The organism is Micromonospora sp. DSM 43699 (assembly GCF_055517075.1).
Genome location: NZ_JBTMMT010000045.1, coordinates 1 through 23600 on the forward strand (window position 1 = coordinate 1; position 23600 = coordinate 23600).

Sequence of the window (23600 nt, forward strand, 5' to 3'; positions counted from 1 at the left end):
TGGTGGGGGTCAAGGTGGGGGTGGGGTGAAGAGGCGGCGGATGACGGTGCGGGCGGCGGCGCGGGGGTCGGCTTCGACGTCGGGGGGCAGTGCGCCGGAGAGCCAGAGGGTGGCGAAGCCGTGCACGATCGACCAGGCGGCCAGTGCGTCCGTCCGCGACTCGCCCGGCTCGGCCCGGTCCGGCGGTAGGGCCGCCACGCCGAGGTGCAGCGCCGCGCCCGCACGCTCCCGGGCGGCCCGCACCTGGGGAGCGTCGGCCCGGTAGAGGTCGGGTCGGAACATCACCTCGAAGTGCGCCCGGTGGCAGACGGCGAAGTCCACGTACGCCACCCCCACGTCGAGCAGGTCGTCACCGGCTGCGGTCAGGGCCCCGGCGAGCAGGTCGAACCCCTCGACGGCGAGTGCGGTGAGCAGCCCGGCCTTGTCGCCGAAGTGGTGGGTCGGGGCGGCGTGGGAGACGCCCGCGCGGCGGGCGAGGTCGCGCAGGCTGAGCGCCGCCGGGCCGGAATCCCCGATCGCCGCCACCGCCGCGTCGAGCAGCGCACGTGGCAGATCGCCGTGGTGGTAGGCGCGGGTGTCGGTCATGACACCAAGCATATCTTTACGTTGACAAGACAGCCATTCGGGCGACTATCTTGTCAGTATAAAGATTTGCACCCGAGGAGGCCCGCATGGTTCCGTTGATCGCTCTGCTCGTCGGCACCGCCGTCGCGCGTCTGGCCGGGCTGGCCGGCGTGGACGCGCTCGACGGCTGGCAGCCCGCACTCCGCATCGGCTTGGCGCTGCTGTTCGTGACGACCGGCTTCGCCCACTTCACCTCGCCCCACCGGGAGGGTCTGACCGCCATGGTCCCGCCGCGCCTGCCCTTCCCCGGCGCCCTGGTCACGGTGACGGGAGTGCTGGAACTGGTGGGCGCGGTGGGGCTGTTGATCCCGTCCACCGCCCGTCCGGTCGCCGCCGGCCTGGCCCTGATGATGATGGCGATGTTCCCCGCGAACATCTCGGCGGCCCGGCGCGGCGTGACGCTCGCCGGTCGCCCGGTCACCCCGCTCGGGCCGCGTACCGCGCTCCAGATCCTGTACGTCGGAGCGGCCCTGACCATTTCGTTTGGCCCCTGATGGTTCGGGGGCTAATGTACGACCGTGCAATCGGAACCACTTGCCGTCTTTCCCGACGCGCTCCGCGGGGCACCGCTCGGGCGACTGCTGTCGGTCGCCGGCCACCTCGTCGACCAGCACTGGGGCCGTTATCTCGCCGAACACCACGGCCTGACCCCGGCCGGGATGCGGGTGCTGTTCACCCTGACCCACCTCGACGACGCCGCCCACCGGGACGTCGCCGACCGCTGCTTCGTCCGGCCCGCCACCCTCACCGGCATCGTCGACACCCTGGAACGGGACGGCTTCGTCGAGCGCCGCCGTGACGACGCCGACCGGCGCAGCGTACGGCTCGCGCTGACCGACAAGGGGCGGGAACACACCCGCGCCCTGGTCGCCCGGATGCACACCGACACCCCGCTCACCTCCGTCGACGCCGACCCGGCCAGGCGCGCGGTGATCCGGGATTTCCTGATCGAGGTCATCACGACCATGTCCGACGGGGAGGACAAGAGGTTGACAACACAACACCAGGAATCGACCGACCACCCGAGGCCCGGGAGCCATCCGTGCTGATCAGCCTGTTGCGCCGTTACCTGCGCCCCTATCACCGACCGCTGGGCGCGGTGGTGCTGCTCCAGTTCGTCGGCACGATGGCCTCGCTCTACCTGCCGAGCCTCAACGCCGACATCATCGACCTGGGCGTGGCCCGGGGCGACACCGACTACATCATCCGTACCGGTGGCTGGATGCTGCTGGTCAGCCTGGTGCAGATCGCCTGCTCGGTGGCGGCCGTCTACTTCGGCGCCCGCACCGCGATGGCCTTCGGCCGGGATCTCCGCTCGGCGATCTTCGGGCAGGTCAACCGGTTCTCGGCCCGCGAGGTCGCCCACTTCGGCGCACCCTCGCTGATCACCCGCAACACCAACGACGTGCAGCAGGTGCAGATGCTCGTCCTGACCAGCTGCACCATGCTGGTCGCGGCCCCGATCATGAGCATCGGCGGGGTGGTGATGGCGCTGCGGGAGGACATCGGCCTGTCCTGGCTGATGCTTGTCAGCGTGCCGGTGCTCGCCGTCGCGCTCGGGCTGGTCATCCGCCGGATGGTGCCCGGCTTCCGGCTCATGCAGACCCGGATCGACATCGTCAACCGGGTGCTCCGCGAGCAGATCACCGGCATCCGGGTGGTCCGGGCGTTCGTCCGGGAGCCGTACGAGACGCAGCGGTTCGGGGTGGCCAACGCCGACCTCACCGCCACCGCCCTGCGGGTCGGCCGGCTGATGGCGGTGATCTTCCCGGTGGTGATGCTGGTGCTCAACGTCTCCAGCGTCGCCGTGCTGTGGTTCGGCGCCCAGCGGATCGACTCCGGACAGATCCAGATCGGCGCGTTGACCGCCTTCCTGGCGTACCTGATGCAGATCCTGATGGCCGTCATGATGGCCACCTTCATGCTGATGCTGGTGCCCCGCGCGGCGGTCTGCGCCGAACGCGTCGTCGAGGTGCTCGACACCGAGTCCTCGGTGGTCCCGTCGGCCACCCCGGTCACCCACGTCGACGGACACGGTGAGCTGGAGCTGCGCGGCGTGGCCTTCCAGTACCCGGGGGCCAGCGCACCGGTGCTGCACGACATCTCGTTCCGGGCCACCCCCGGCCGGACCACCGCCGTGATCGGGTCCACCGGTGCCGGCAAGACGACCCTGTTGACCCTGATCCCCCGCCTGGTCGACCCGACCGCGGGCGCGGTGCTGGTCGACGGGGTCGACGTCCGGGAACTGGCCCCGCAGGAGCTGTGGCGGCGGATCGGCCTGGTGCCGCAGAAGCCGTACCTGTTCACCGGCACGGTGGCGAGCAACCTGCGGTACGGCAACCCGGACGCCACCGACGACGAACTGTGGACGGCGTTGGAGATCGCCCAGGCCCGCGATTTCGTCGCCCAGATGTCCGGCGGTCTGGACGCCCCGATCGCCCAGGGTGGGACGAACGTCTCCGGCGGGCAACGGCAACGGCTGGCGATCGCCCGCGCGCTGGTCCGCAAGCCGGAGATCTACCTGTTCGACGACTCGTTCTCGGCGCTCGACCTGGGCACCGACGCCCGGTTGCGGGCCGCGTTGCGCCCGGTCACCGCCGATGCCGCGGTGGTGATCGTGGCCCAGCGGGTCTCCACGATCGTCGACGCCGACCAGATCATCGTGTTGGAGGACGGAGGCGTGGTCGGGATGGGCCGTCACGACGAACTGCTTGCCGACTGTCCGACGTACGCCGAGATCGTGGCGTCCCAGCAGACGACGGGGGTGCCGGCATGACCGCCGTACCCGAGCAGAAGAAGGCCCCGGAGGCGACCACTCCGCAGCGGCTGCCGGCGGCCGGCCGACGCGGCGGCGGCGGGCCGCCGTGGATGAACGCCGCCATGCCGGCGGAGAAGTCGATGAACTTCGGGCCGTCGGTACGCCGGCTGCTCCGCCGGCTCCGGCCGCACCGGGTGACGCTGACGGGCATCATCGCCCTGGCGGTGACGAGCGTCGGGTTCAGCGTGATCGGCCCGAAGATCCTCGGCCACGCCACCGACATCATCTTCGCCGGGGTGATCGGTCGGCAGCTTCCGGCCGGCGTCACCGTCGACCAGGCGGTGTCCGGGATGCGGGCCGCCGGCAACGACAACTTCGCCGACATGATCGCCCGGATGGACGTGGTCCCCGGTGCCGGCATCGACTTCGACGCCCTCGGCCGGACGCTGCTGTTCGCGCTCGGCCTCTACGTGGCGGCCAGCCTGCTGGCCTGGTGGCAGGGCTGGCTGCTCAACGGGGTGGTGCAGTCCACAGTGCTGCGGCTGCGCGCCGAGGTGGAGGAGAAACTCAACAGGTTGCCGCTGCCCTACTTCGACAGGCAACCCCGGGGTGAGCTGCTCAGCCGGGTCACCAACGACATCGACAACATCTCGCAGACCCTGTCGCAGACGCTCAGCCAACTGCTCACCTCGCTGCTGACCGTGGTCGGCGTCCTGGCGATGATGTTCTGGATCTCGCCGCTGCTGGCGCTCGTCGCGCTGGTCGCGGTGCCGATGTCGGTGATCGTGACGCAGCGGATCGCCAAGCGGTCGCAGCAGAAGTTCATCGCCCAGTGGGCCCACACCGGCGAGTTGAACGGCCAGATCGAGGAGGCGTTCACCGGCCACGAGCTGGTCAAGGTCTTCGGCCGTCAGCCGGAGGTCGAGGCCAGTTTCCACGCCAAGAACGACGAGCTGTTCCGGGCCAGCTTCGGCGCGCAGTTCATCTCCGGGATCATCATGCCGGCGATGATGTTCGTCGGGAACCTCAGCTACGTGGCGATCGCCGTGGTCGGCGGGCTGCGGGTGGCGTCCGGGTCGATGAGCCTCGGTGACGTGCAGGCGTTCATCCAGTACTCGCGGCAGTTCACCCAGCCGCTCACCCAGGTCGCCTCGATGGCGAACCTGCTCCAGTCCGGGGTGGCCTCCGCCGAACGGGTCTTCGCCGTACTCGACGCCGACGAGCAGAGCCCCGACCCGGCCACCCCGGCCCAGGTCGTCGCACCGCACGGCCGGGTCGAGTTCGAGAACATCTCCTTCCGGTACGACCCGGACAAGCCGCTTATCGACGACCTGTCCCTGGTCGCCGAGCCCGGTCACACCGTGGCCATCGTCGGCCCGACCGGTGCCGGGAAGACCACCCTGGTCAACCTGGTGATGCGCTTCTACGAGCTGGACGCCGGGCGGATCACCCTGGACGGGGTGGACATCACCACGCTGCGCCGCGACGACCTGCGCGGCCGGATCGGCATGGTGCTCCAGGACACCTGGCTCTTCGGCGGCACCATCCGGGACAACATCGCCTACGGCCGCCCGGACGCCACCGAGGAGGAGATCCTCGCCGCCGCCCGGGCCACCTTCGTGGACCGGTTCGTCCGCAGCCTCCCCGACGGGTACGACACCGTCATCGACGAGGAGGGCAGCAACGTCAGCGCCGGTGAGAAGCAGCTCATCACCATCGCGCGGGCGTTCCTCGCGGAACCGTCGCTGCTGATCCTGGACGAGGCGACCAGCTCGGTGGACACCCGTACCGAGGTGCTGCTGCAACGGGCGATGGCGGCGCTGCGCTCCGACCGGACCAGCTTCGTCATCGCGCACCGGCTCTCCACCATCCGCGACGCCCACCTGATCCTGATGATGGAGGACGGCCGGATCGTCGAGCAGGGCACCCACCAGCAACTGCTCGCCGCGCGGGGGGCGTACCACCGGCTCTACCAGGCGCAGTTCACCGCGGCGGTGGTCGAGGACGAGGCCGCGCCGGAAGCGGCGGCACCGGCACCGGCCCGGGGCTGACCGTCGTACCAGTCGGGGCGGGACCGGGGGCGTCGCTTCCGGTCCCGCCCCGCAGTGGTCAGCCGGCCGGGAGCAGCTCCGCCGCGCGGGCCGCGACCACCGCGCCGATCAGCCCCACCGCGTCCGCCACCGGCATCGGGGGCAGCCCCCGGCCGTCTCGCAGGCGCAGGGCGACCGCGTCGTCGGCCGCCTCCCGGGCACCGACCACCCCGACGTACGGCACCCGGCGGCGGGCCGCGTCCCGGACCCGGGCTCCCAGCGAGCCGGCGGCGTCCACCCCTGGTAGCCGGCCCGGCGCTCCAACTCGCGGACGTACTCCTCGACGGCGTGCCGGGCCGCCGCGCCGGCCGGCAGCCAGATCGGCAGCCCGGCCCCCGCCAGCGGGTCGGAGACGAACAGGTCCAGCTCCCGGCCGAGCCTACGGTGGTCGATCATGTCGCGCTCCATGATCGGGTACGACCCGGAGGCGACCGTGCCCGCAATGCCACGAGGCCCCGGGCGGATCGCCCGGGGCCTCGTCTACGGAAGACGTCAGTGCGGCACGCCGGGATCTCCCGACGTCGTGGTCACCACCGCACTGCACATACCGCCAACCTACGACCCCGGCGACGCCCGGGGCGAGCGCTTTTCCGCCCGACGGCGGACCGGTCTCTCTCCGACCCGCGACTCTCCGACGGCCGGCGGCGACCGGTCAGCGCTTCTCGCAGGCGACCTTGTCCTTGTCCCGGTCCAGGTGGGTGTTCTTCGCGTAGACCGAGTCGGACACGGTGAAGTTCGTGACCGGCCTGGTGCTGCCCCGGACCTTGTCCTTCGCTCCCTTCTTGCCCACCCCGTGCTTGTACTTCTTGTTCAACGCGGTGCAGTTCTTGTACTTCGTCGCCGCCGCCTCGGCAGGGCCGGTCACGACGACGAGGGTGCTGCCGAGCGCCAGGGTCACGGCGAGCGCGCCCCGCACCAGGGTGGAAACCATCTACGAGCCTCCGATAAGGAATGTCGGTTGAGCCCGGGACGCTATCCGAGCGACACCGCCGAGCGGGGCATGGTGTCCTCGGGCCGACAGCCGGTGTGTCCGAACGACGATCACCCCTCGGCCGGTAGCGGCACGATGCCGCTCCGACGGCCGCGAGGCGTCGTACGACCCGCGCGGCCGACGGCCGGGAAGGGGGAGGGTGCCCGGCTCGACCGGGGTGCGGGTGACCGGCGCAGCCGGGGTCGGGCCGGCGGCACCGGTCCGACTCGCTGAGGCCGTCGCCGCGCGACTGGGGTCAATGACCGGGTCCGTGCCGATGACGGCGATACGGTTGGCTCAGTTGCCATCGTCAGAATCGACAGCCGCCATGATCAACGATCATCATCCGGGGCCGGCGCCAGAGCGGGGGACCGGACGCGACCCGACGCTCACCGGTGCGGCGTTCCCGCTGGCCAGAACACGACTTCCCGGCTTTACCGGGGCGGAGATTAGGAGGGTCGCCGGCACGGGACCTGCCGGCGACCCACGGCGGCCCGCTCGTCAGGAACGGGGGACCCGACGGGTGTGGGGCCGCGTACCCAACGGTACGCCGACGATCGACGATCCGCCGACCCCCTCCGGGCGGCGAGCGGCGAGCGGCAGACGGCGAGCGGCAGACGGCCCTCCATGCTGCTACCGGTGGCGCACGGCGCGGAGTCACGCCCTCCGGCACCGCGCGCCCCGGAGGTGTCCGTGGTCACCACCGACCGGTCCGCTCTACCGTGACGGCGGAGCTGGCGGGAGGCTCGTTGCCTGGAACCGGCCCTGACCCGCGAGGTGGCAGTCGTGCCCGAGCTTCTCACTGACGTCGCATCGCCCCTGCTGGCATACCTGCTGCTGATGGGGCTGCTCGTCGCGGACGCCTTCGTGCCGGTCATCCCCACCCAGGCGGTCATGATCACCGGGGGCGCGCTCACCGTGGTCGGCGGGCTGAGCCTGCCGTTGACCATCGGTGTCGGGGCGCTCGGCGTCTTCGTCGGTGACCTGGCCTGCTATCTGCTCGGCCGCAGCGCCCCGGACCGGCGGCAGGCCCGGCACGTGGCCCCCGGCCGGGCCCGTCGGGTCGCCGGACGGGTCACCCGTGGGCTGCGCCGCCCCGGACCACTGACCATCCTGCTCTGCCGGTTCGTACCCGGCGGCCGGATGGCGGCCTGCTTCTCCGCCGGCCGCAGCCGCTACCCGTACCGGCTGTTCCTCTGCTACGAGGCGCTGGCGGCCGTCGGCTGGGCCAGCTACGGCGCGCTGGTCGGCCACCTCGGCGGCACCGCGCTCACCGGGTCGGCCTGGCGGTTGGGGGTCGTCGCGGCAGCGGCGGCGGCCGGGTTCGGGGCGGCCGGTTGGACGATGATGCTGATCAGCACCCGCGCCGCCAGCCGAGAAACCCCCACCGACCTGAGCGCGTCCACACCCCCGCCGGTATAAGGTCTTGCTTATATTGAGGGGTGTGGGACATCAGACCGCATCCTGAGGTGGAGGCGTGCTTTCTCAAGCTGTGTCGCGTCGATCCCACAAGCGCGGATCTGGTCAGCGAAGCCATCGATCTTCGTGCCGAACATGGCTCTGCACCGGGACGTCCCTTGGTGGACCGTCTCAGTCGCTGGCGACAAGTCGGGACAGTGGCAGAGTTGGTACCAGCAGGCCGTCCCGCTCGCCGACGCCAGATTCGGGGAGCATCTAATCGCACTGAAGGAAGCGCAACGATGAGCAACGGATCCGACTGGCGTGAGGTCAGGGCCAAGGCCCGCGAGCTCGACCCCTCCTGGGAAGACCCCGAGCGGATCGCCCGGCGCGGCCGGTTCCGCGAAAGATGCTCGCCTCGGTGAGCGGCGCGCAACTGGCCGAGATCCGCCGGCAACTCGGCATGACCCAGCAGCAACTCGCCGAGGCATCCGGCCTGTCCCAGGCCAGGATCAGCCAGATCGAGACCGGCGAACACACCAGCCTGGAGACCCTTCGCGCGTACGTCACCGGACTTGGCGGTCAGGTGGACGTGGTCGCTCGCATCGGGAACATCCAACTCAACGTGGCCTGAGATTCCACCGCCGGTCGGCTTGTCGGTCGACCGGCACCGCACGTCAGCCTCCGATCCGGCTGACATCGCACGGTAGGGCGTCGGTCAACTGCTCGACCGACGCCCGCCGGGTCACCGGGTCATTCGAGTTCGTGGAGCATGAGCTGGCGGGCCGCCTCGGTGATCGAACCGGACAGGCTCGGATAGATGGTGATGGTCTGGGCCAGCTCGTTGACGGTGAGGTTGTTCTCGATCGCCATCGTGATGGGCAGGATCAGCTCGCTGGCCTTGGGGGCCACCACCACCCCGCCGACCACCTGACCGGTGGACGGGCGGCAGAACAGCTTGACGAATCCGTCCGCCAGGTCGTCCATCTTGGCCCGGGCGTTGCCGGTCAGCGGCAGCATCACCTGGCGGGCCTGGGTACGGCCGGCGTCCGCCTCGTCCTGGGAGACGCCGACGGTGGCCAGCTCCGGGTCGGTGAAGACGTTCGCCGCGACGGTCCGCAGCCGCAGCGGACGGACCGCCTCGCCCAGGGCGTGCCACATCGCGATCCGGCCCTGCATGGCGGCGACGCTGGCCAGCGGCAGCACGCCTGTGCAGTCGCCGGCGGCGTAGATGCCGGGGACGTTGGTACGCGACACCCGGTCGACCGTGACGTAGCCGCCCTTGGCCAGCTCGACGCCGTACTCGGCCAGACCCAGGCCGGCGGTGTTCGGGATGGAGCCGACGGCGATCAGGGCGTGCGAACCGGACACCACCCGCCCGTCGGAGAGGACCACCTCCACCCCGTCGTCGGTACGCCGGACCTCGTCCGCCCGGGAGTTGTTGAGGATGCTCATGCCCCGGCTGCGGAACACCTGCTCGATGGCCATCGCCGCGTCGGCGTCCTCGTGCGGCATCACCCGGTCCCGGCTGGAGACCAGGGTCACCTCGACCCCCATCGCCTGGTAGGCGCTGGCGAACTCGGCACCGGTGACGCCGGAGCCCACCACGATCAGGTGGGCGGGCAGCTCGGGCAGGTCGTACACCTGCCGCCAGGTGAGGATGCGCTCCCCGTCGGGCAGCGCGGTGGGCAGCTGGCGCGGGGTGGCACCGGTGGCGACCAGCACGGTGGACGCGGCGATCGAATATTCCTCGCCGCCGTCGGCCGGGGTGACGACGACCCGGTGGGTGTGACCGAGGGTGTCCTCGCCGAGCCGGGCGGTGCCCGCGACGAAGGTCACCCCCGCCTTGAGCAGCTTGGTGTGGATGTCGGCGGACTGGGCCAGGGCGAGCCGCTTCACCCGCTCGTGCACGGCCCGGGCGTCGACCGTGACCGCCTCCAGGCCGTCGGAGTGGATGCCGAACTCCTCGGTGTCCCGGTAGCCGGTCACCACCTCCGAGCTGGCGATGAAGGTCTTCGACGGGACGCAGTCGGAGAGTACGCAGGCACCCCCGGCACCCTCGGCCTCCACCACGGTGACGTCGGCGTCCAGCTGGGCGGCGACCAGGGCCGCCTCGTAGCCGGCCGGCCCCCCGCCGATGATCACGATGCGGCTCACAGCCCTCGCCCTCTCTCAGTGCTCACAGTGACTTTCTTCTCCCGAACCCGTGCGACACGCACCGTCGTATTCTCCCCCACCCGTCCGGCGGGCTATCGTCATCGCCGTGCGTCACTACGCGGCCTACGGCTCAAACCTGGACCCCGCCCGGATGCGTGCCTACTGTCCGCATTCGCCGATGGTGGGCGTCGGCTGGCTGGAGGGCTGGCGGCTGACCTTCGCCGGCGAGGACGTGATCGGCTGGGAAGGTTCCGTCAGCACCGTGGTCGAGTCCCCGGGTGACCGGGTCTTCGTGGCGCTGTACGACATCGACCCCTACGACGCCGCCCAGCTCGACGAGTTGGAGGGCGTCAACGCCGGCACGTACCGCAGGCTCACCGTGCGGGTCTCGACGCTGGACGGGGACGTGACCGCCTGGGTGTACGTCTTCGACGGCTACGAGGGCGGCCTGCCGACCGCCTGGTACCTGTCGGAGATCGCGAACGCCGCCGAGAAGGCGGGTGCCCCCGACGACTACGTCTCCGAGTTGCGGTCCCGCCCCACAGGCACCGCCTCGGCGTAACGCGTATCGCACCCGCCCAGTGTGCTACCGGGGCCGGGGCCGCCCGACGGCGACCCCGCCAGGCGTCACGCGTCCCACACCGGGTCAACCCGGTCAGGCGTCGGCAGACCGGGGGTCACCCGTCCGCTTCGGCCCGTAGTCGCGCCCGGACGTCGGTGAGCAGCCCGATCAGCTCCCGCCCCTCGGCCGGGCTGAGCGCCCGGAAGCCGGCCGACGCCAACCGGTCGGTGACCGCCTCGGCCCACAGCCGGCGCCGCACCAACGGCCCGACCGGCGGGTACGGCGGGGTCCACCCGCACGCCGCCGCCCCGCCCTCCCCCGCCGGGCCGGCCAGCACCGCCTCCAGCGGTGTCATCCCGGCGGCCCGCACCGCCAGCAGGTACGCCCCGGCGAAGTACTCCCGGAGCAGCAGCAGCGCCACGGCCGCGCGGGCACCCTCGGCGTGCTCCGGCAGCGGCATGGCCCGCCAGGCGGCGAAGAGCGGCATGCCTGTGGCGTCGGCGGCGGCCACCACCCGTTCCAGCAGGACGGTCAGCCGGGGTGTGCCGGGAAGGTCGTCGAGGTGCTGGGCGCCCCACCGGCAACACTCGGCCAGGTTGGCGGTGGCCACCTCCAACGGCCGGGCCACCCGGGCGGCGGTGTCCCACCCGTCGGCGACGGCCTCCGGGGCGAGGAAGCCGAGCGCCGCCGCGACCGTCTCGGCGCGGATGTCACCCAACGCGCCGGCCCGCCCGGTGACATAGAAGGCCCAGCCGGAGATGCCGAGCGTCCTGGCCCGTCGCAGGGTTCCCGGGCAGCGGCTGAACAGCTCCCCCAGCTCCAGCACTGCGGGTTTGCTGCCGGCAGCGACCTGTTCCGGCGTCATCCCGACCGCCCGTTGCACACATCCATCGTGCTCAGTCTGCCTTGCCACCGCCAGCCGTGGCATCCTCCTCTTCGGCGTCGACCGCCTCGATCGCCGCCTCGACCTCCCCGGTGCGTCGCCGGGCGGCGGTGTGGGCCCGCTCGGCCGCCCGGCGGGCCAGCTTGGCCCGGCTCAGCTCCTGCTCGGCAACGGCCCGACGACGCTCCAGTTCGGCCAGTTCGCGCTCGATCCGGTCGAGGACGTCGACGCCGTTCCGCTCGGCGGTGGCCGTCCCGTCGAGCTCCCGCTCCGACTGCCGCTGGGCGGCCTGGGCCGCCGCGAGTTCCCGCGTCAGGGCACGGCGACGCCCGGCCCGTTCGGCCTGGGCGGCCCGAGCCGCCGCCCGCTCGTCGCGGGCCCGCCGCGCACCGCCCCGCTCACCCTCCCCCTCGGGTACGCCGGCAGCCTCTCTCCCACCGTCCGGATGCGGCTCCGCCCCGCCGCCCGCGCCGATCTCCGCCCCGCCTCCCGCGCCGGCCTGCGCCCCGCCGCCGGTGACCAGCCGCAGTTGCGGGCGGGGCACCTCACCGAAGCCGGAATGGTGCACCGCCTTGAGCAGTTGCCCGGTGCGCACCTGCTCGGCGACCCCGGTGTCGGCGAGCGCCGCGTGCAGGGTGGCCTCCACCTCGGCCAGCGGCAGCCGGGCGGCCGGCGGTGCCCCGGGGATGTCGGCGGCGAGCCTGCGTACCTCGGTGACCAGGGCGGCGACCACCGCCCGCCGTTGCGCGGACAGCTCCCGCAACCGGGCCCCCTTGAGATCCCGCTGGGCGGTGCGCAGCGCTTCGGCCAACGGGCCGAGCTCGGCCACCAGCTCGGGCCGGTCCAGGGCGAGCAGGTTCACCAGCCAGGCCGCCACGGTGGGTCGCTTCCGCCCGGCCAACCGTCGGGCGGTGGCGACGTCCCCGGCCCGGCGGGCCTCCGCGACGGCGGCGTCCCGGGCGGCGACGAACCGGTCGGGCGGGGTGCGGTGGAGCTGCCGGGTCAGCTCGGACTCGTCGGCGGTCACGGCTCAGGCGTCGATCCGGCTGCCCGGCTCCAGCCGTTGGTAGTCGGTGCGGGACAGCGCGGTGTACTGCCTGTCGAGCACGCCGTACCCGTTGTCGTTGAGCAGCGCGTCGTGCAGGGCGTACGCCCGGCGGGGGGCGACCGCCCGGATGAAGTCGACCACCTCGGAGAACTTCGACCAGGGGGCGTGGATCGGGGCGAAGAGCGTGTCCACCTCGACGTCCTCGGGGACGTACAGCGCGTCACCGGGATGGTAGACCGTGCCGTCGAGCAGGTAACCGAGGTTGTCCACCACCGGGATGTCGGGGTGGATGACGGCGTGCCGGCCGCCGACGGCGCGTACCGGGATGCCTGCGGCGGTGAAGGTGTCACCCGGGGTTACCGGGGTCAGTGCCGTCGCCGCGTCGCCGAGCACGGCACCGAGGGCCGCCGGCCCGTACACCGGGAGTGGTTCCCGGTCCAGCCGGCGGTTCAGCGCGGCCACGTCCAGGTGGTCGGGGTGTTCGTGGGTGACCAGCACCGCGTCCGCCCCGTCCAGCGCCGCCGGCTCGCTGAACACGCCCGGGTCGACGACCAGCACCGCCCCGTCGCGTTCGACCCGCAGACAGGAGTGCGAGTACTTGGTGAGCCGCATCGTGACTCCTCGCTTATCGAATCGTGATGTCCTCAGCGCAGTCTGCCGGAACCGGGGCGGCTGCGCGCCGCGTCCGAGCTATCGCCCCGCAACCGGGGCGCGGACGACGACGGGAGCGGGGATGACACTGAGGACAGCGGCCGGCGGGGCGCGGGCCCTGGCGGCGGTCGGTTTGGCGGCGCTGCTGCTGGCCGGGTGCGGGGCGGCCGACCGGAGCAGCGACTCGGGCGGGGCGGCACCGGCCGAGAAGGCACCGGCGCGGGAAGCACCGGGCGGCGCGGCACCTGACCGCGACGCGGCGGCGGGACAGGCCGGTACGGGCGCTCCCGACCTGCGGGTCGACCAGCGGGCGATCATCTACACCGGAACGATGCGGGTGCAGGTGGACGACGTGGAGGGTGCCGCCCGGCGGGCGGTGGAGGCGGTCACCGCCACCGGCGGGTTCGTCGGCGGGGACCAGCGCCGCAGCGTGGACGCCTCCGCCCAGGCGGAACTGGAGCTGCGGGTTCCGGCGGCGAAGTTCACCGCGCTCGTCGATGAGCTGGCCACCTACGGGCGGCAGCAGCGCCGCGAGATCCGTACCCAGGACGTCACCGAGGAGACGGTCGACCTGGACGCCCGGATCACCACCCAGCGGGCCCGGGTGGACAGCGCCCGCCGGCTGCTGGCCCGGGCCGACACGGTGGCCGAGCTGGTCTCGTTGGAGAACGAGGTGACCCGCCGGGAGGCCGACCTGGCCTCGCTGGAGGCGAAGAAGCGCCGGCTGGCCGACCTGACCGCGCTCTCCACGATCACGGTGACCTTCGTCGGCCGGGACGCCTCGACGGCCGACGAGGAGGAGGACCGCACCGGGTTCATGGTGGGTCTGCGCGGCGGCTGGACGGTCTTCCTCGCCTCGATGGGCGTGCTGCTGACCGTACTCGGGGCGTTGCTGCCCTGGCTGCTGGTCATCGGGGTGCCGGTGACGGCGCTGGTGGTGCTGCTGCGCCGGCGGCGTCAGCGCCGGCGGCCCGCGCCGCCGGTGGGACCGGTCGGCGGGGGCCACCCGCCGGCTCCTACCGGACCGCCGCCAGTGCCCGCAACGCGGTCTGCACCATGAGGCGCACCCCGACCGGGATGGCCCGCTCGTCGACGTCGAAGGACGCCCGGTGCAGGTCCACGGTGGGGCCGCCGGCCCGGCCGACGCCGAGCCGGGCCAGTGCGCCGGGGACGTGTTCGAGGTACCAGGAGAAGTCCTCGCCACCCATGCTCTGCGGCGTCTCCGCGATCCCCTCGGGGCCGAGCGCCGCGGCGGTGGCGGCGGTGAGGATGCCGATGGCACGGGCGTCGTTGCTCACCGGCGGACGACCCCGCAGATATTCCAGGTCGACTGTGGCGCCGGTGGGCGCGATCACGTCCCGGACGACCTGAGCGACGATCTCGGGGGCCCGTTCCCAGGTGTCGCGGTCCATCACCCGCAGGGTGCCGGCCGCGCACGCCTCGGACGGGATGACGTTGTACCGGGTGCCGGCCGAGGCGTGGCCGAACACCAGCAGCAGCCCGCTGTTGGCCGGCACCCGGCGGTTGACCAGGGCCGGGACCTCGGTGACCAGCCGGCCGAGCGCGTCGACCAGGTCGACGGTCAGGTGCGGGCGGGCGGTGTGCCCGCCCGGCCCGGTGAGCTTCACGGTGACGTTGTCGGCCGCCGCGGTGATCGGACCGACCCGCAGCCCCACCCGGCCCACCGGCTGGTTGGGATCGCAGTGCAGCGCGAAGATCTGCACCACGTCCTCCAGGCCACCGGCCTCGATGACCTCAAGCGAGCCGCAGGGCAGGATCTCCTCCGCCGGCTGGAAGATCAGCCGGACCCGGCCGTCGAGCTGGCCGGCGTCGGCGAGCTGGGCCAGCAGCATGCCGACGCCGAGCAGCACGGTCGTGTGCACGTCGTGGCCGCAGGCGTGGCAGACCCCGTCCACCGTGGAACGGTAGGAGACGTCCTTGACGTCGGTCAGCGGCAGCGCGTCGATGTCGGCGCGGAGCGCGACGACCGGGCCGTCGGGCCGCCCGTCGATGTCGCAGATCACCCCGTTGCCCTTGGGTAGCAGTCGGGGGTGCAGCCCGGCGAGGGTGAGCTCCCGGGCGATGAGCGCCGCCGTCTCGAACTCCTCGCCGGAGAGTTCCGGGTGGGAGTGGAGGTGGCGGCGGGTGGCGATCAGGCCGGGCACCCGCAGCGCGAGCAGGTGATCCAGATCGTGGGGCAGGGGCTGGGACCCGGACGGCGCCTCCGGCCAGGACGACGCCAGCTGGCTGCCGTCGGGCAGCGTCAACGCACTCGTCACGTCGAATTCTCGATCACTAGAAATGGATGGATCATCGGGGCGGACAGCAGACAGCCTAGACCTCCGACGGTGACGCTGCGCAACCTCGTTACGGTAGCGATCAGACCGCACAGCGTCACGTAAGCCCTGGTGGAAGGGCTCGAATATCTGCGGGACAGCAGGTAGATCGCGGTCGGATGCCGTCATCTGCCCCCCACCTCCTACAACGCGTAACCGATTGGGCGGTCGCGAAATCGGCATCGATCCGGGGCCGTCGTACCCGAATTGTCGCATTGGTCGCCCGAGTGGACTGCCGCTCGGACAATTACCCGACGACCCCCGGTGAGCGGTCGGTTCCCGACGGTGACACGGTGCCCCAGGCTGCGCTCGGACATGCTGTCCGTCCCGTTCACCCGTTCGGGTTACCCAGGGATCCCCGGAGGCACACACCCCGCCGGGAGCACCGCCGCCCACCCGGGCGGACCGCCCCCACCCGACGCACCGCAGGCTGTCACCGACGGTAGCCCCGCAACCCCCACCTGGCGACCCCTGACGCTCCCGGCACGACGACGACGGCGACCCCTGCCGACGTCGGTACGCCGGCGGGAGCCGCCGTGGAGTCACGCCCTGCCCGGGGCGTCGACCGGGGTCAGAAACGGTCGCTCGGGCGGTACGTCCCCCATACCTGGCGCAGCGTCCCGCAGACCTCGCCCACTGTGGCCCGGGCCCGCAGCGCCTCCTTCATCGGGTAGAGCACGTTCTCTTCCCCCTCGGCGGCGGCCCGCAGCTCGGCGAGGGCCCGCTCGACCGCGTCGGCGTCCCGCTCGGCCCGCAGCCTGGCCAGCCGCTCCGCCTGGGTCGCCTCGATCGTCGGGTCCACCCGCAGCGGCTCGTACGGCTCCTCGGTGTCGATCTGGAACCGGTTCAGCCCGACCACCACCCGCTCGCCCGCGTCGATCTGCTGGGCGAACCGGTACGCCGACTGCTCGATCTCCCGCTTCTGGAACCCGGCCTCGATCGCGTCCACCGCCGAACCGTGGTCGAAGACCCGGTCCATCAGGTCGTTGACCGCCGCCTCGATCTCGGCGGTCATCGCCTCCACCACGTACGACCCGGCGAACGGGTCGACGGTGGCGGTCAGGTCCGTCTCGTACGCCAGCACCTGCTGGGTACGCAGCGCCAGCCGGGCGGCCTTCTCGGTGGGCAGCGCGATCGCCTCGTCGAAGCTGTTGGTGTGCAGCGACTGGGTGCCGCCGAGCACCGCGGCGAGCCCCTGGACCGCCACCCGGACCAGGTTCACCTCGGGCTGCTGGGCAGTGAGCTGCACCCCCGCCGTCTGGGTGTGGAACCGCAGCATCATCGACTTCGGGTCCTTCGCGCCGAAGTCCTCGCGCAGCAGCCGGGCCCAGATCCGCCGGGCGGCGCGGAACTTCGCCACCTCCTCCAGCAGGGTCGTCCGGGCAACGAAGAAGAACGACAGCCGGGGGGCGAAGTCGTCCACCGCCAGCCCGGCGGCCAGTGCCGCGCGGACGTACTCCACCCCGTTGGCCAGGGTGAACGCGATCTCCTGCGCGGGCGTCGCGCCGGCCTCCGCCATGTGGTAGCCGGAGATGGAGATGGTGTTCCACTTCGGCACCTCCTTGCGGCAGTACGCGAAGGTGTCGGCGACCAGCCGCAGCGACGGCTTCGGCGGGAAGATGTACGTCCCCCGGGCGATGTACTCCTTGAGGATGTCGTTCTGGATGGTGCCGTTGAGCGCCGAGCCCGGCATGCCGTTCTCCTCGGCGACGAGCTGGTAGAGCAGCAGCAGCACCGAGCCGGGCGCGTTGATGGTCATCGAGGTGGAGACCTTGTCCAGCGGGATGCCGGCGAAGAGCAGCCGCATGTCCTCGATGGAGTCGATCGCCACCCCGACCTTGCCCACCTCGCCGCTGGCGATGGCGTCGTCGGAGTCGTACCCCATCTGGGTGGGCAGGTCGAAGGCGACCGACAGGCCCATGGTGCCGGCCTTCAGCAACTGGTGGTAGCGCGCGTTGGACTCGGTGGCGGTGCCGAAGCCGGCGTACTGCCGCATCGTCCACGGGCGGGAGGTGTACATCGTCGGGTAGACCCCCCGGGCGTACGGGTACTCACCTGGCCCGCCGAGGCGGGAGTCCAGCTCCGGGGGGAGGTCGGCGGCCGTGTAGACGCCCTTGATGGGGAACCCCGACTCGCTCGCCCGCGCATCGCTCATCCACGGATGGTAGGACGCGGAGGGGCATCGGTGGGGTGAGGGATGGCGCACATCTCGGTTCGGCATCGGTCGACAGCAGGTGAACGGCCAGGTACACACCGTTCGACATGGCGGTGGGTACCGTCAGGTAGGACAAAGGTACGCCGCGTCGGGTTTCGCATCGGGCGTCGGAACCAGCAAGATAGAGAGGTTGTGTCCCAGCCCCCTCGACTTTCCCGGTGGCTTTTCTGTGACTCAGATCCCGACGTGGAGCGGCGGACCTGTGAGTCCCCCCAACGGACGCGCGGCACCCGGCACCACCATCGGTGGCCGGTACTCGCTGCGCTCCTCGGTGGGCAACGGCGGCATGGGCACGGTCTGGCGCGCGACAGACACCCTGCTGCGGCGTGACGTGGCGGTCAAGGAGGTCGTCCTGCCGCCGGGGCTGGCCCCCAGCGACCGGGACGCGATGTACGAACGCACCCTGCGTGAGGCCCGCGCCGCCGCCGCGATCCAGCACCCGGCAGTGGTCCAGGTCTACGACGTGGTCACCGAGGGTGGCCGCCCGTGGATCGTGATGGAGCTGCTGGACGCCCGCAGCCTCGCCGACATGGTGATCGAGGACGGTCCGGTGGCCGGTCGCGCGGTCGCCAAGATCGGCATCGCGCTGCTCGGCGCGCTGGAGGTGGCGCACGCCAACGGGGTGCTGCACCGCGACGTCAAGCCGGCGAACGTGCTGATCTGCACCGACGGCCGCTGCGTGCTGACCGACTTCGGGGTGGCCCGGATGCCCACCGACGTCCAGCTCACCACCCCCGGGATGGTGCTCGGCTCGCCGCACTTCATCTCCCCCGAGCGCGCCATGGGGCAGGATTTCGGCCCACCCAGCGACCTGTTCTCGCTGGGCGTGACGCTCTACACGGCGGTCGAGGGGCGACCCCCGTTCGACAAGGGCGACCCGATCGAGACCATGCACGCGGTGGTCGAGGACCCGCCGGCCACCCCGCAGCGCAGCGGCCCGCTGACCCGGGTGCTGATGGGCCTGCTGGAAAAGGACCCGGCCCGCCGGCTGGACGTGCACACCGCGCGGGCGATGCTGCGCGAACTGCTCGCCGGCCCGCTGACCAGCACGGCGACCGCGGTCAACTCGATCACCGACCCGTACTCGGTGGTGCCGGTGCAGCGCCCGTCGACGCCGCCGGTCACCGCCACGCCGCCGGCCGAGCCGAAGCCGAGCGGGCAGATCGGCGGCCGGGCGATGCTGGCCGCCGGCGAGTCGCTCACCGACCGGCTGGCCAAGCTGCGCCGGGGTGAACGCCCCAAGCCGGTGGTGACCTCCGCCGCCGCCCTCGACGACACCAGCGCCGACGCGCTCGCCGGCCCGCTGCACACCCCGACCGGCGCGATGTCGGCCCCGGGCGGGCCCACCGCCGGCACCCTGCCGGCCCACCTGACCGCCGGGACGTACGGCAAGCCGGCGGAGGCCACCCAGCGGATCACCCCGGGCAACGCCCCGGAGGCCACCCAACGCATCGGCGGCGGCAGCGCCGACGCCACCCAGCGCATCGACGGCGGGCACTCGGACGCCACCCAGCGGATCGGCGCGGGCACCGAGACCAGCCGGTCCGGTTACGGGGCCGCCGAGCCGATCCAGGCCATCTACGGCGGCGGAAAATCCGAGCAGACCCAGGCGGTGTACGGCGGACAGTGGTCCATCCCCGGCACCGGGCAGTCGTGGACGTCGCCGCCGCCGCCGGGCAGGGCCGAGGGTGGCGCGCTCGGCCGGGCGAAGGGTGCCGGCGGTCGACTCGTCGGCACGGTGAAGGGCTGGCCGCGCAAGATCCAGCTCGCGGCGGCCGGTGGCCTGGCGGTGGTGCTGCTGATCGGCGCGGTGGCGCTGTTCGGCGGCGGCGACCCGGAGCCGACCCCTCCCCCACAGGCCGGCCCGAGCGCGCCCGCAGGTGGTGGGGGAGTCGAGACGCAGGCACACGACGCCAAGGGCATCCGGGTGAACGTGCCGAAGGGGTGGGTGCGTAAGAGCGCCGGCGACTGGGTCGACTACGTCGACCCCGAGGACGACACCCGCAAGGTCCGCATCCTGGTCGAGAAGGGCGGCAGTTCCTCGGTCCGCTGGGCCGAGGTGGCCGGTGACGGCCTGCGCACCCGCTCCCGGTCCTGCGTGAAGCCCTACCAGCAGGTCGGCATCACCGAGAACACGCTGGCCGGCAAGCCGGCCGCCGAGCTGGAGTACACCTGCGGCGAGGGCGACACCAAGCGGCACGGAGTGTGGCGGGGTCTGGTGCACCAGGGCCGGATCTACTCGTTCTATCTGACCGCCAACGACGCCAAGTTCGCCGAGAGCAAGCCGATCTTCGACGAGATGGTCAAGTCCTTCCAGCTCACCGGGGCCAGCTGAGCCGGATCGCGGGGTGGGCCGGAGCGGTTCACGCGACGGGGTGATCCGGGTCGACCGGACGCGGTGATCCGCCGTCGTGCTATCAAGAGGCAATGGCGGCGGAAAGCACTGACCTCGACCGGATTCGCGACCAGGCTCGACGCTGGCTCGACGACGACCCCGACCCGGCCAGCCAGGACGAGCTGCGGGCCGTACTCGACCGGCTGCCGGCCAGCGCGCCGGAGCTGGCCGACCGGTTCGCCGGCCCGCTGACCTTCGGCACGGCCGGTCTGCGCGGCCCGCTGCGCGCCGGCCCGAACGGCATGAACCTCGCGGTGGTCACCCGGGCGGCGGCCGGACTGGTCGGCTGGCTCGCCGCCGAGGGCGGCGAGGGTCCGCTGGTCATCGGGTACGACGCCCGGCACGGTTCCCGGGAGTTCGCCGAGCGCACCGCCCAGGTCGCCACCGGCGCGGGCCGGCCGGCGCTGCTGCTGCCCCGGCCGCTGCCCACCCCCGTGCTGGCGTACGCGGTGCGCAGACTCGGCGGGGTGGCCGGGGTGATGGTGACGGCCAGCCACAACCCGCCGCAGGACAACGGCTACAAGGTCTATCTGGGTGCCCAGCTCGGTGGGGCACTCGGCGCGGGTGCGCAGATCGTCCCGCCCGCCGACGCCGGCATCGAGGCGGCCATCCGGGCGGTCGGCCCGCTGGCCCAGGTGCCGCTGGGCCCGCCCGGTCAGGTGCTCGGCGACGACCTGGTCGCCGCGTACGTGGAGCGGGCCGTCGCGGTGATCACCCCGGGTGGACCGCGCGACCTGCGGGTGGCGTACACCCCGCTGCACGGGGTGGGTGCGGCGGTGCTGACCGCGACCTTCGCGCGGGCCGGTTTCCCGACTCCCGGGGTGGTGCCCGACCAGGCGGAGCCGGACCCGGCGTTCCCCACCGTCAGTTTCCCCAACCCGGAGGAACCCGGCGCGGTGGACCGGTTGGTGGCCCTCGCCGACGCCACCGCCGCCGACCTGGCGATCGCCAACGACCCCGACGCCGACCGCTGCGCGGTAGTGGTGCGCGAGTCGTCGGCCGGGGCGGGGTGGCGGATGTTGCGCGGGGACGAGGTGGGGGTGCTGCTCGCCGACCACCTGATGCGGCGCGGCGTCGACGGCCTGTACGCCACCACGATCGTGTCGTCGTCCCTGCTGCGGGCGATGTGCGCGGCCCGGGGCCGGGCCTACGACGAGACGTTGACCGGGTTCAAGTGGATCGTCCGGGCCGGGGGCGGGACGCCACCCCTGGCGTACGGCTACGAGGAGGCGCTGGGCTACTGCGTGGCCCCCGGGCACGTGCGGGACAAGGACGGCATCACCGCCGCGCTGACCGTCGCCGAGCTGGCCGCCGACCTGAAGGCGCAGGGGCGCACCCTGACCGACCGGCTGGACGAGTTGGCCGCCGAGTTCGGCGTGCACCACACCGACCAGTTGTCGGCCCGGGTGGACGACCTGCGGATCATCGCCGACGCGATGGCCCGGATCCGGGCGGCCACCCCGACCACGTTGCTCGGTGCGCCGGTCACCGAGACGCAGGATCTGCTGCCCGCCGCCGACGTGGTGATCCTGCGTACCGCCGCCGCCCGGGTGGTGATCCGCCCCTCGGGCACCGAGCCCAAGCTCAAGGCGTACCTGGAGGTGGTGGAGCCGGTCTCGGACGGGGACGTGCCGGCGGCCCGCACCCGCGCCGCGGCCACGCTCGCCACCCTGCGCACCGAGATCGCCACCGCCCTCGGCATCTGACCCCGCCCCGCCCCGCCCCACACCCCGCCGCGTGTCCGGCCGGCGTGTCCCACCACGCGCCCCGCTACATTCCCCTCCGCGCGCCCGCGCTGCATGATCAACTCAATTTCATTGTTGTAGTGGCATCCATCCCGCTCGGATGCCACTACAACAAGGAAACTGCGAGGCTCCCGCGCAACCCGTCGGGGCCGCGTGCGGTGGCGGCGGGCCGGGTCAGCTCACGGCGCGCTTGCCGAGTGCGTGGTCGACGGCCTGGCCGAGGGCGGTGACCACCAGGGCGACCGAGGGACGGACCACCGACTCCTCCAGGCTAATCGTGCCGGAGAAGCCCGCCCCGCCGGCGATCTCCTCCAGCCGACGCCGGGCGTCCTGCGCGGCGGTGCCGGTCAGGCCGAGCGCCGGCTCCATCCGCAGCACCGCCACCAGCGTGGCCAGCGCCGCGGTCCGCTCGTCGGGGAGCTGCTCGCCGGCCAGCGCCTCGGCCAGTCGCCGCCGGCTGTCCTGCTCCACCGACGGGTCGGTGGTCGGGTAGCGGTGCACCACGATGAAGCCCAGCTCGGTCTCCTCGACATCACGCACCACACCCCGGTCGACCAGGTCGCCGAGGATGCGGTCACGCAGGCCGTGCCGCAGCCGCTGCACCCAGGAGGACGGGCTGTGCGGGGTGTCGGCGGCCATCCGGCCCAGCACCCCGTCCAGGATCGGCTCGCCGACCGGCGTCGGGTCGGTCACCGCCAGGTTCCCATCGACGTACGCGATCCGGCCGGCGAGGGCCAGCTCGACCAGGACGGCGGCGGCCATCCCCAGGTCGAGGCCGATCCGGGGCATGGTCGCCTTGCCGGATTCATCGTCATACGCGAGGAGCAACAACTCCTCGGCCACAGCAACACCAGTCATGGCCCGAGACGCTAGCGCCTGAACGCACCGCGCGCGCCCCGACTCGCGTTCCGTGGGAAGGCAACCCCACCGGCCGGTCCAGGCAGCCCAGTGCGACGTGCCTGCTTTGCGCGAATCAGCAGCAGGTCATGCCGGCTGCGCGCAGGTCGGAGGCCGGGCGGCCAGGCACGGAACCGAGCGGACCGGGCACGCGAGCCGGGCACGCGGGTCAGAAGCGGGGCATGCCGCCGAACTGGCGGTCACCGGCGTCACCGAGGCCCGGGACGATGAACATGTTGTCGTTCAGCCCCTCGTCGATCGACGCGGTGACCAGGCGCAGCGGCAGCCCGGACCGCTCCAGCCGAGCGATGCCGACCGGCGCGGCGAGCACGCAGAGCACGGTGATGTCGGTGCAGCCCCGGTCGGCGAGCAGCCGGCAGCAGTGCTCCAGCGAACCGCCGGTGGCCAGCATCGGGTCGAGCACCAGCACCGGCAGCCCGGCCAGCTCCCGGGGCAGCGACTCCATGTAGGCGCGCGGCTCGTACGTCTCCTCGTCGCGGGCCAGGCCGACGAAGCCCATCGACGACTCCGGCAGCAGCCCGAGCGCGGCGTCGGCCATCCCGAGGCCGGCCCGCAGCACCGGCACCAGCAGCGGCGGGTTCGCCAACCGGGTGCCCTCGGCCCCGGTGACCGGGGTCTGCACCGGGTACTTCTCGACCGGGAAGGTGCGCGCGGCCTCGTACACCAGCATGGTGGTGAGTTCGTGCAGCGCGGCCCGGAACGACGACGAGTCGGTCCGGGCGTCCCGCATGGCGGTCAGCCGCGACTGGGCGAGCGGGTGGTCAATGACGTGTACGTCCACGATCGCTCAACCTACCGGTCCGGCCCCGCCGGCAGTACGGGTGCGCGGCGGGCCGCGACGCCGCTCACC

Annotated in this window: 22 protein-coding genes and 1 pseudogene; 11 read left to right on the plus strand and 12 right to left on the minus strand. The window is 72.5% G+C overall.

The annotated features are described in order from the left end of the window. Positions 1-9: 9 nt before the first annotated feature. Complete coding sequence (locus tag AC0AIB_RS20795) at positions 10-585, minus strand: TetR/AcrR family transcriptional regulator (protein ID WP_465097302.1); 576 nt, start codon at positions 583-585, stop codon at positions 10-12. Between the two features lie 86 nt (positions 586-671). Between AC0AIB_RS20795 and AC0AIB_RS20800 the strand changes: the two genes are divergently transcribed. Genes AC0AIB_RS20800 through AC0AIB_RS20815 form a run of 4 tightly spaced genes read left to right on the plus strand, consistent with a single transcriptional unit; the run spans position 672 to position 5433 of the window. Beyond that, a complete protein-coding gene (locus tag AC0AIB_RS20800; protein WP_328340186.1) occupies positions 672-1118 on the plus strand; it encodes a DoxX family protein in 447 nt (148 codons plus the stop codon). A gap of 24 nt (positions 1119-1142) precedes the next feature. Next, positions 1143-1673 (plus strand): MarR family winged helix-turn-helix transcriptional regulator, encoded by a 531-nt coding sequence (locus AC0AIB_RS20805; protein ID WP_328340188.1) that lies wholly within the window; start codon positions 1143-1145, stop codon positions 1671-1673. After that, positions 1667-3400, plus strand: a complete 1734-nt coding sequence (locus tag AC0AIB_RS20810; protein ID WP_328340190.1) for an ABC transporter ATP-binding protein — start codon at positions 1667-1669, stop codon at positions 3398-3400. The genes AC0AIB_RS20805 and AC0AIB_RS20810 overlap by 7 nt, the downstream gene beginning before the upstream one ends. Further along, positions 3397-5433, plus strand: a complete 2037-nt coding sequence (locus tag AC0AIB_RS20815) for an ABC transporter ATP-binding protein (protein WP_328340192.1) — start codon at positions 3397-3399, stop codon at positions 5431-5433. Before AC0AIB_RS20810 ends, AC0AIB_RS20815 begins: the two co-directional genes overlap by 4 nt. Before the next feature lie 58 nt (positions 5434-5491). Here the strand turns inward: AC0AIB_RS20815 and AC0AIB_RS20820 are convergent, their stop codons facing one another. The 3 genes and pseudogenes from AC0AIB_RS20820 to AC0AIB_RS20830 all read right to left on the minus strand — a co-directional run bounded on the left by AC0AIB_RS20820 (position 5492) and on the right by AC0AIB_RS20830 (position 6403). Further along, complete coding sequence (locus tag AC0AIB_RS20820; protein ID WP_328340194.1) at positions 5492-5710, minus strand: His/Gly/Thr/Pro-type tRNA ligase C-terminal domain-containing protein; 219 nt, start codon at positions 5708-5710, stop codon at positions 5492-5494. After that, positions 5698-5868 (minus strand): annotated as a pseudogene (locus tag AC0AIB_RS20825) (threonine--tRNA ligase); the annotation flags it as partial. The gene AC0AIB_RS20820 and the pseudogene AC0AIB_RS20825, both read right to left, overlap by 13 nt. Positions 5869-6124: 256 nt before the next feature. Then, a complete protein-coding gene (locus AC0AIB_RS20830; RefSeq protein ID WP_328340196.1) occupies positions 6125-6403 on the minus strand; it encodes an excalibur calcium-binding domain-containing protein in 279 nt (92 codons plus the stop codon). A gap of 825 nt (positions 6404-7228) precedes the next feature. Between AC0AIB_RS20830 and AC0AIB_RS20835 the strand changes: the two genes are divergently transcribed. The 3 genes from AC0AIB_RS20835 to AC0AIB_RS20845 all read left to right on the plus strand — a co-directional run bounded on the left by AC0AIB_RS20835 (position 7229) and on the right by AC0AIB_RS20845 (position 8474). Then, a complete protein-coding gene (locus tag AC0AIB_RS20835) occupies positions 7229-7864 on the plus strand; it encodes a DedA family protein (RefSeq protein ID WP_328340198.1) in 636 nt (211 codons plus the stop codon). A 278-nt stretch (positions 7865-8142) separates the two neighbouring features. Beyond that, positions 8143-8265, plus strand: coding sequence for a hypothetical protein (locus tag AC0AIB_RS20840; RefSeq protein WP_465097303.1), 123 nt, complete (start codon positions 8143-8145; stop codon positions 8263-8265). After that, positions 8262-8474 carry a helix-turn-helix domain-containing protein gene (locus AC0AIB_RS20845; protein ID WP_328340202.1) on the plus strand — a complete coding sequence of 71 codons (213 nt, stop codon included), beginning with the start codon at positions 8262-8264 and terminating at the stop codon, positions 8472-8474. Before AC0AIB_RS20840 ends, AC0AIB_RS20845 begins: the two co-directional genes overlap by 4 nt. A 119-nt stretch (positions 8475-8593) precedes the next feature. Here AC0AIB_RS20845 and AC0AIB_RS20850 read toward each other — a convergent pair whose 3' ends face one another. Then, positions 8594-9997 (minus strand): NAD(P)H-quinone dehydrogenase, encoded by a 1404-nt coding sequence (locus AC0AIB_RS20850; RefSeq protein ID WP_465097304.1) that lies wholly within the window; start codon positions 9995-9997, stop codon positions 8594-8596. A gap of 106 nt (positions 9998-10103) precedes the next feature. Between AC0AIB_RS20850 and AC0AIB_RS20855 the strand changes: the two genes are divergently transcribed. Then, a complete protein-coding gene (locus AC0AIB_RS20855; protein WP_328340206.1) occupies positions 10104-10559 on the plus strand; it encodes a gamma-glutamylcyclotransferase in 456 nt (151 codons plus the stop codon). A 115-nt stretch (positions 10560-10674) separates the two neighbouring features. On the opposite strand, the gene AC0AIB_RS20860 is transcribed toward AC0AIB_RS20855, so the two are convergent. The 3 genes from AC0AIB_RS20860 to AC0AIB_RS20870 are packed head-to-tail and all read right to left on the minus strand — an operon-like array spanning position 10675 to position 13102. Continuing rightward, the gene (locus AC0AIB_RS20860) at positions 10675-11424 is read right to left on the minus strand and encodes an SCO6745 family protein (protein ID WP_328348929.1); all 750 of its coding nucleotides are present in this window, start codon (positions 11422-11424) and stop codon (positions 10675-10677) included. Between the two features lie 31 nt (positions 11425-11455). Next, complete coding sequence (locus tag AC0AIB_RS20865; RefSeq protein WP_328340208.1) at positions 11456-12469, minus strand: hypothetical protein; 1014 nt, start codon at positions 12467-12469, stop codon at positions 11456-11458. A 3-nt stretch (positions 12470-12472) separates the two neighbouring features. Continuing rightward, a complete protein-coding gene (locus AC0AIB_RS20870; RefSeq protein ID WP_328340210.1) occupies positions 12473-13102 on the minus strand; it encodes an MBL fold metallo-hydrolase in 630 nt (209 codons plus the stop codon). Positions 13103-13223: 121 nt separating this feature from the next. Here AC0AIB_RS20870 and AC0AIB_RS20875 point away from each other — a divergent pair, with 121 nt between their 5' ends. After that, positions 13224-14201, plus strand: a complete 978-nt coding sequence (locus tag AC0AIB_RS20875) for a DUF4349 domain-containing protein (RefSeq protein ID WP_328340212.1) — start codon at positions 13224-13226, stop codon at positions 14199-14201. Here the strand turns inward: AC0AIB_RS20875 and AC0AIB_RS20880 are convergent. Further along, positions 14158-15420 (minus strand): amidohydrolase, encoded by a 1263-nt coding sequence (locus tag AC0AIB_RS20880; protein WP_328340214.1) that lies wholly within the window; start codon positions 15418-15420, stop codon positions 14158-14160. The genes AC0AIB_RS20875 and AC0AIB_RS20880 overlap by 44 nt on opposite strands. 628 nt (positions 15421-16048) lie before the next feature. Continuing rightward, positions 16049-17632, minus strand: coding sequence for an acyl-CoA mutase large subunit family protein (locus AC0AIB_RS20885; RefSeq protein ID WP_328340216.1), 1584 nt, complete (start codon positions 17630-17632; stop codon positions 16049-16051). A gap of 229 nt (positions 17633-17861) precedes the next feature. Here AC0AIB_RS20885 and AC0AIB_RS20890 point away from each other — a divergent pair, with 229 nt between their 5' ends. After that, positions 17862-20027 (plus strand): serine/threonine-protein kinase, encoded by a 2166-nt coding sequence (locus AC0AIB_RS20890; protein ID WP_465097305.1) that lies wholly within the window; start codon positions 17862-17864, stop codon positions 20025-20027. A 92-nt stretch (positions 20028-20119) separates the two neighbouring features. Beyond that, positions 20120-21793 (plus strand): phospho-sugar mutase, encoded by a 1674-nt coding sequence (locus AC0AIB_RS20895; RefSeq protein WP_328340220.1) that lies wholly within the window; start codon positions 20120-20122, stop codon positions 21791-21793. 213 nt (positions 21794-22006) lie between these two features. Here the strand turns inward: AC0AIB_RS20895 and AC0AIB_RS20900 are convergent, their stop codons facing one another. Beyond that, entirely contained in the window at positions 22007-22690 is a 684-nt protein-coding gene (locus tag AC0AIB_RS20900; RefSeq protein ID WP_328340222.1) for a GOLPH3/VPS74 family protein, read from the minus strand. Between the two features lie 208 nt (positions 22691-22898). Beyond that, positions 22899-23531: a uracil phosphoribosyltransferase gene (gene upp, locus AC0AIB_RS20905; RefSeq protein ID WP_088643926.1), complete on the minus strand. Its 633-nt coding sequence runs from the start codon at positions 23529-23531 to the stop codon at positions 22899-22901. Positions 23532-23600 lie beyond the last annotated feature (69 nt).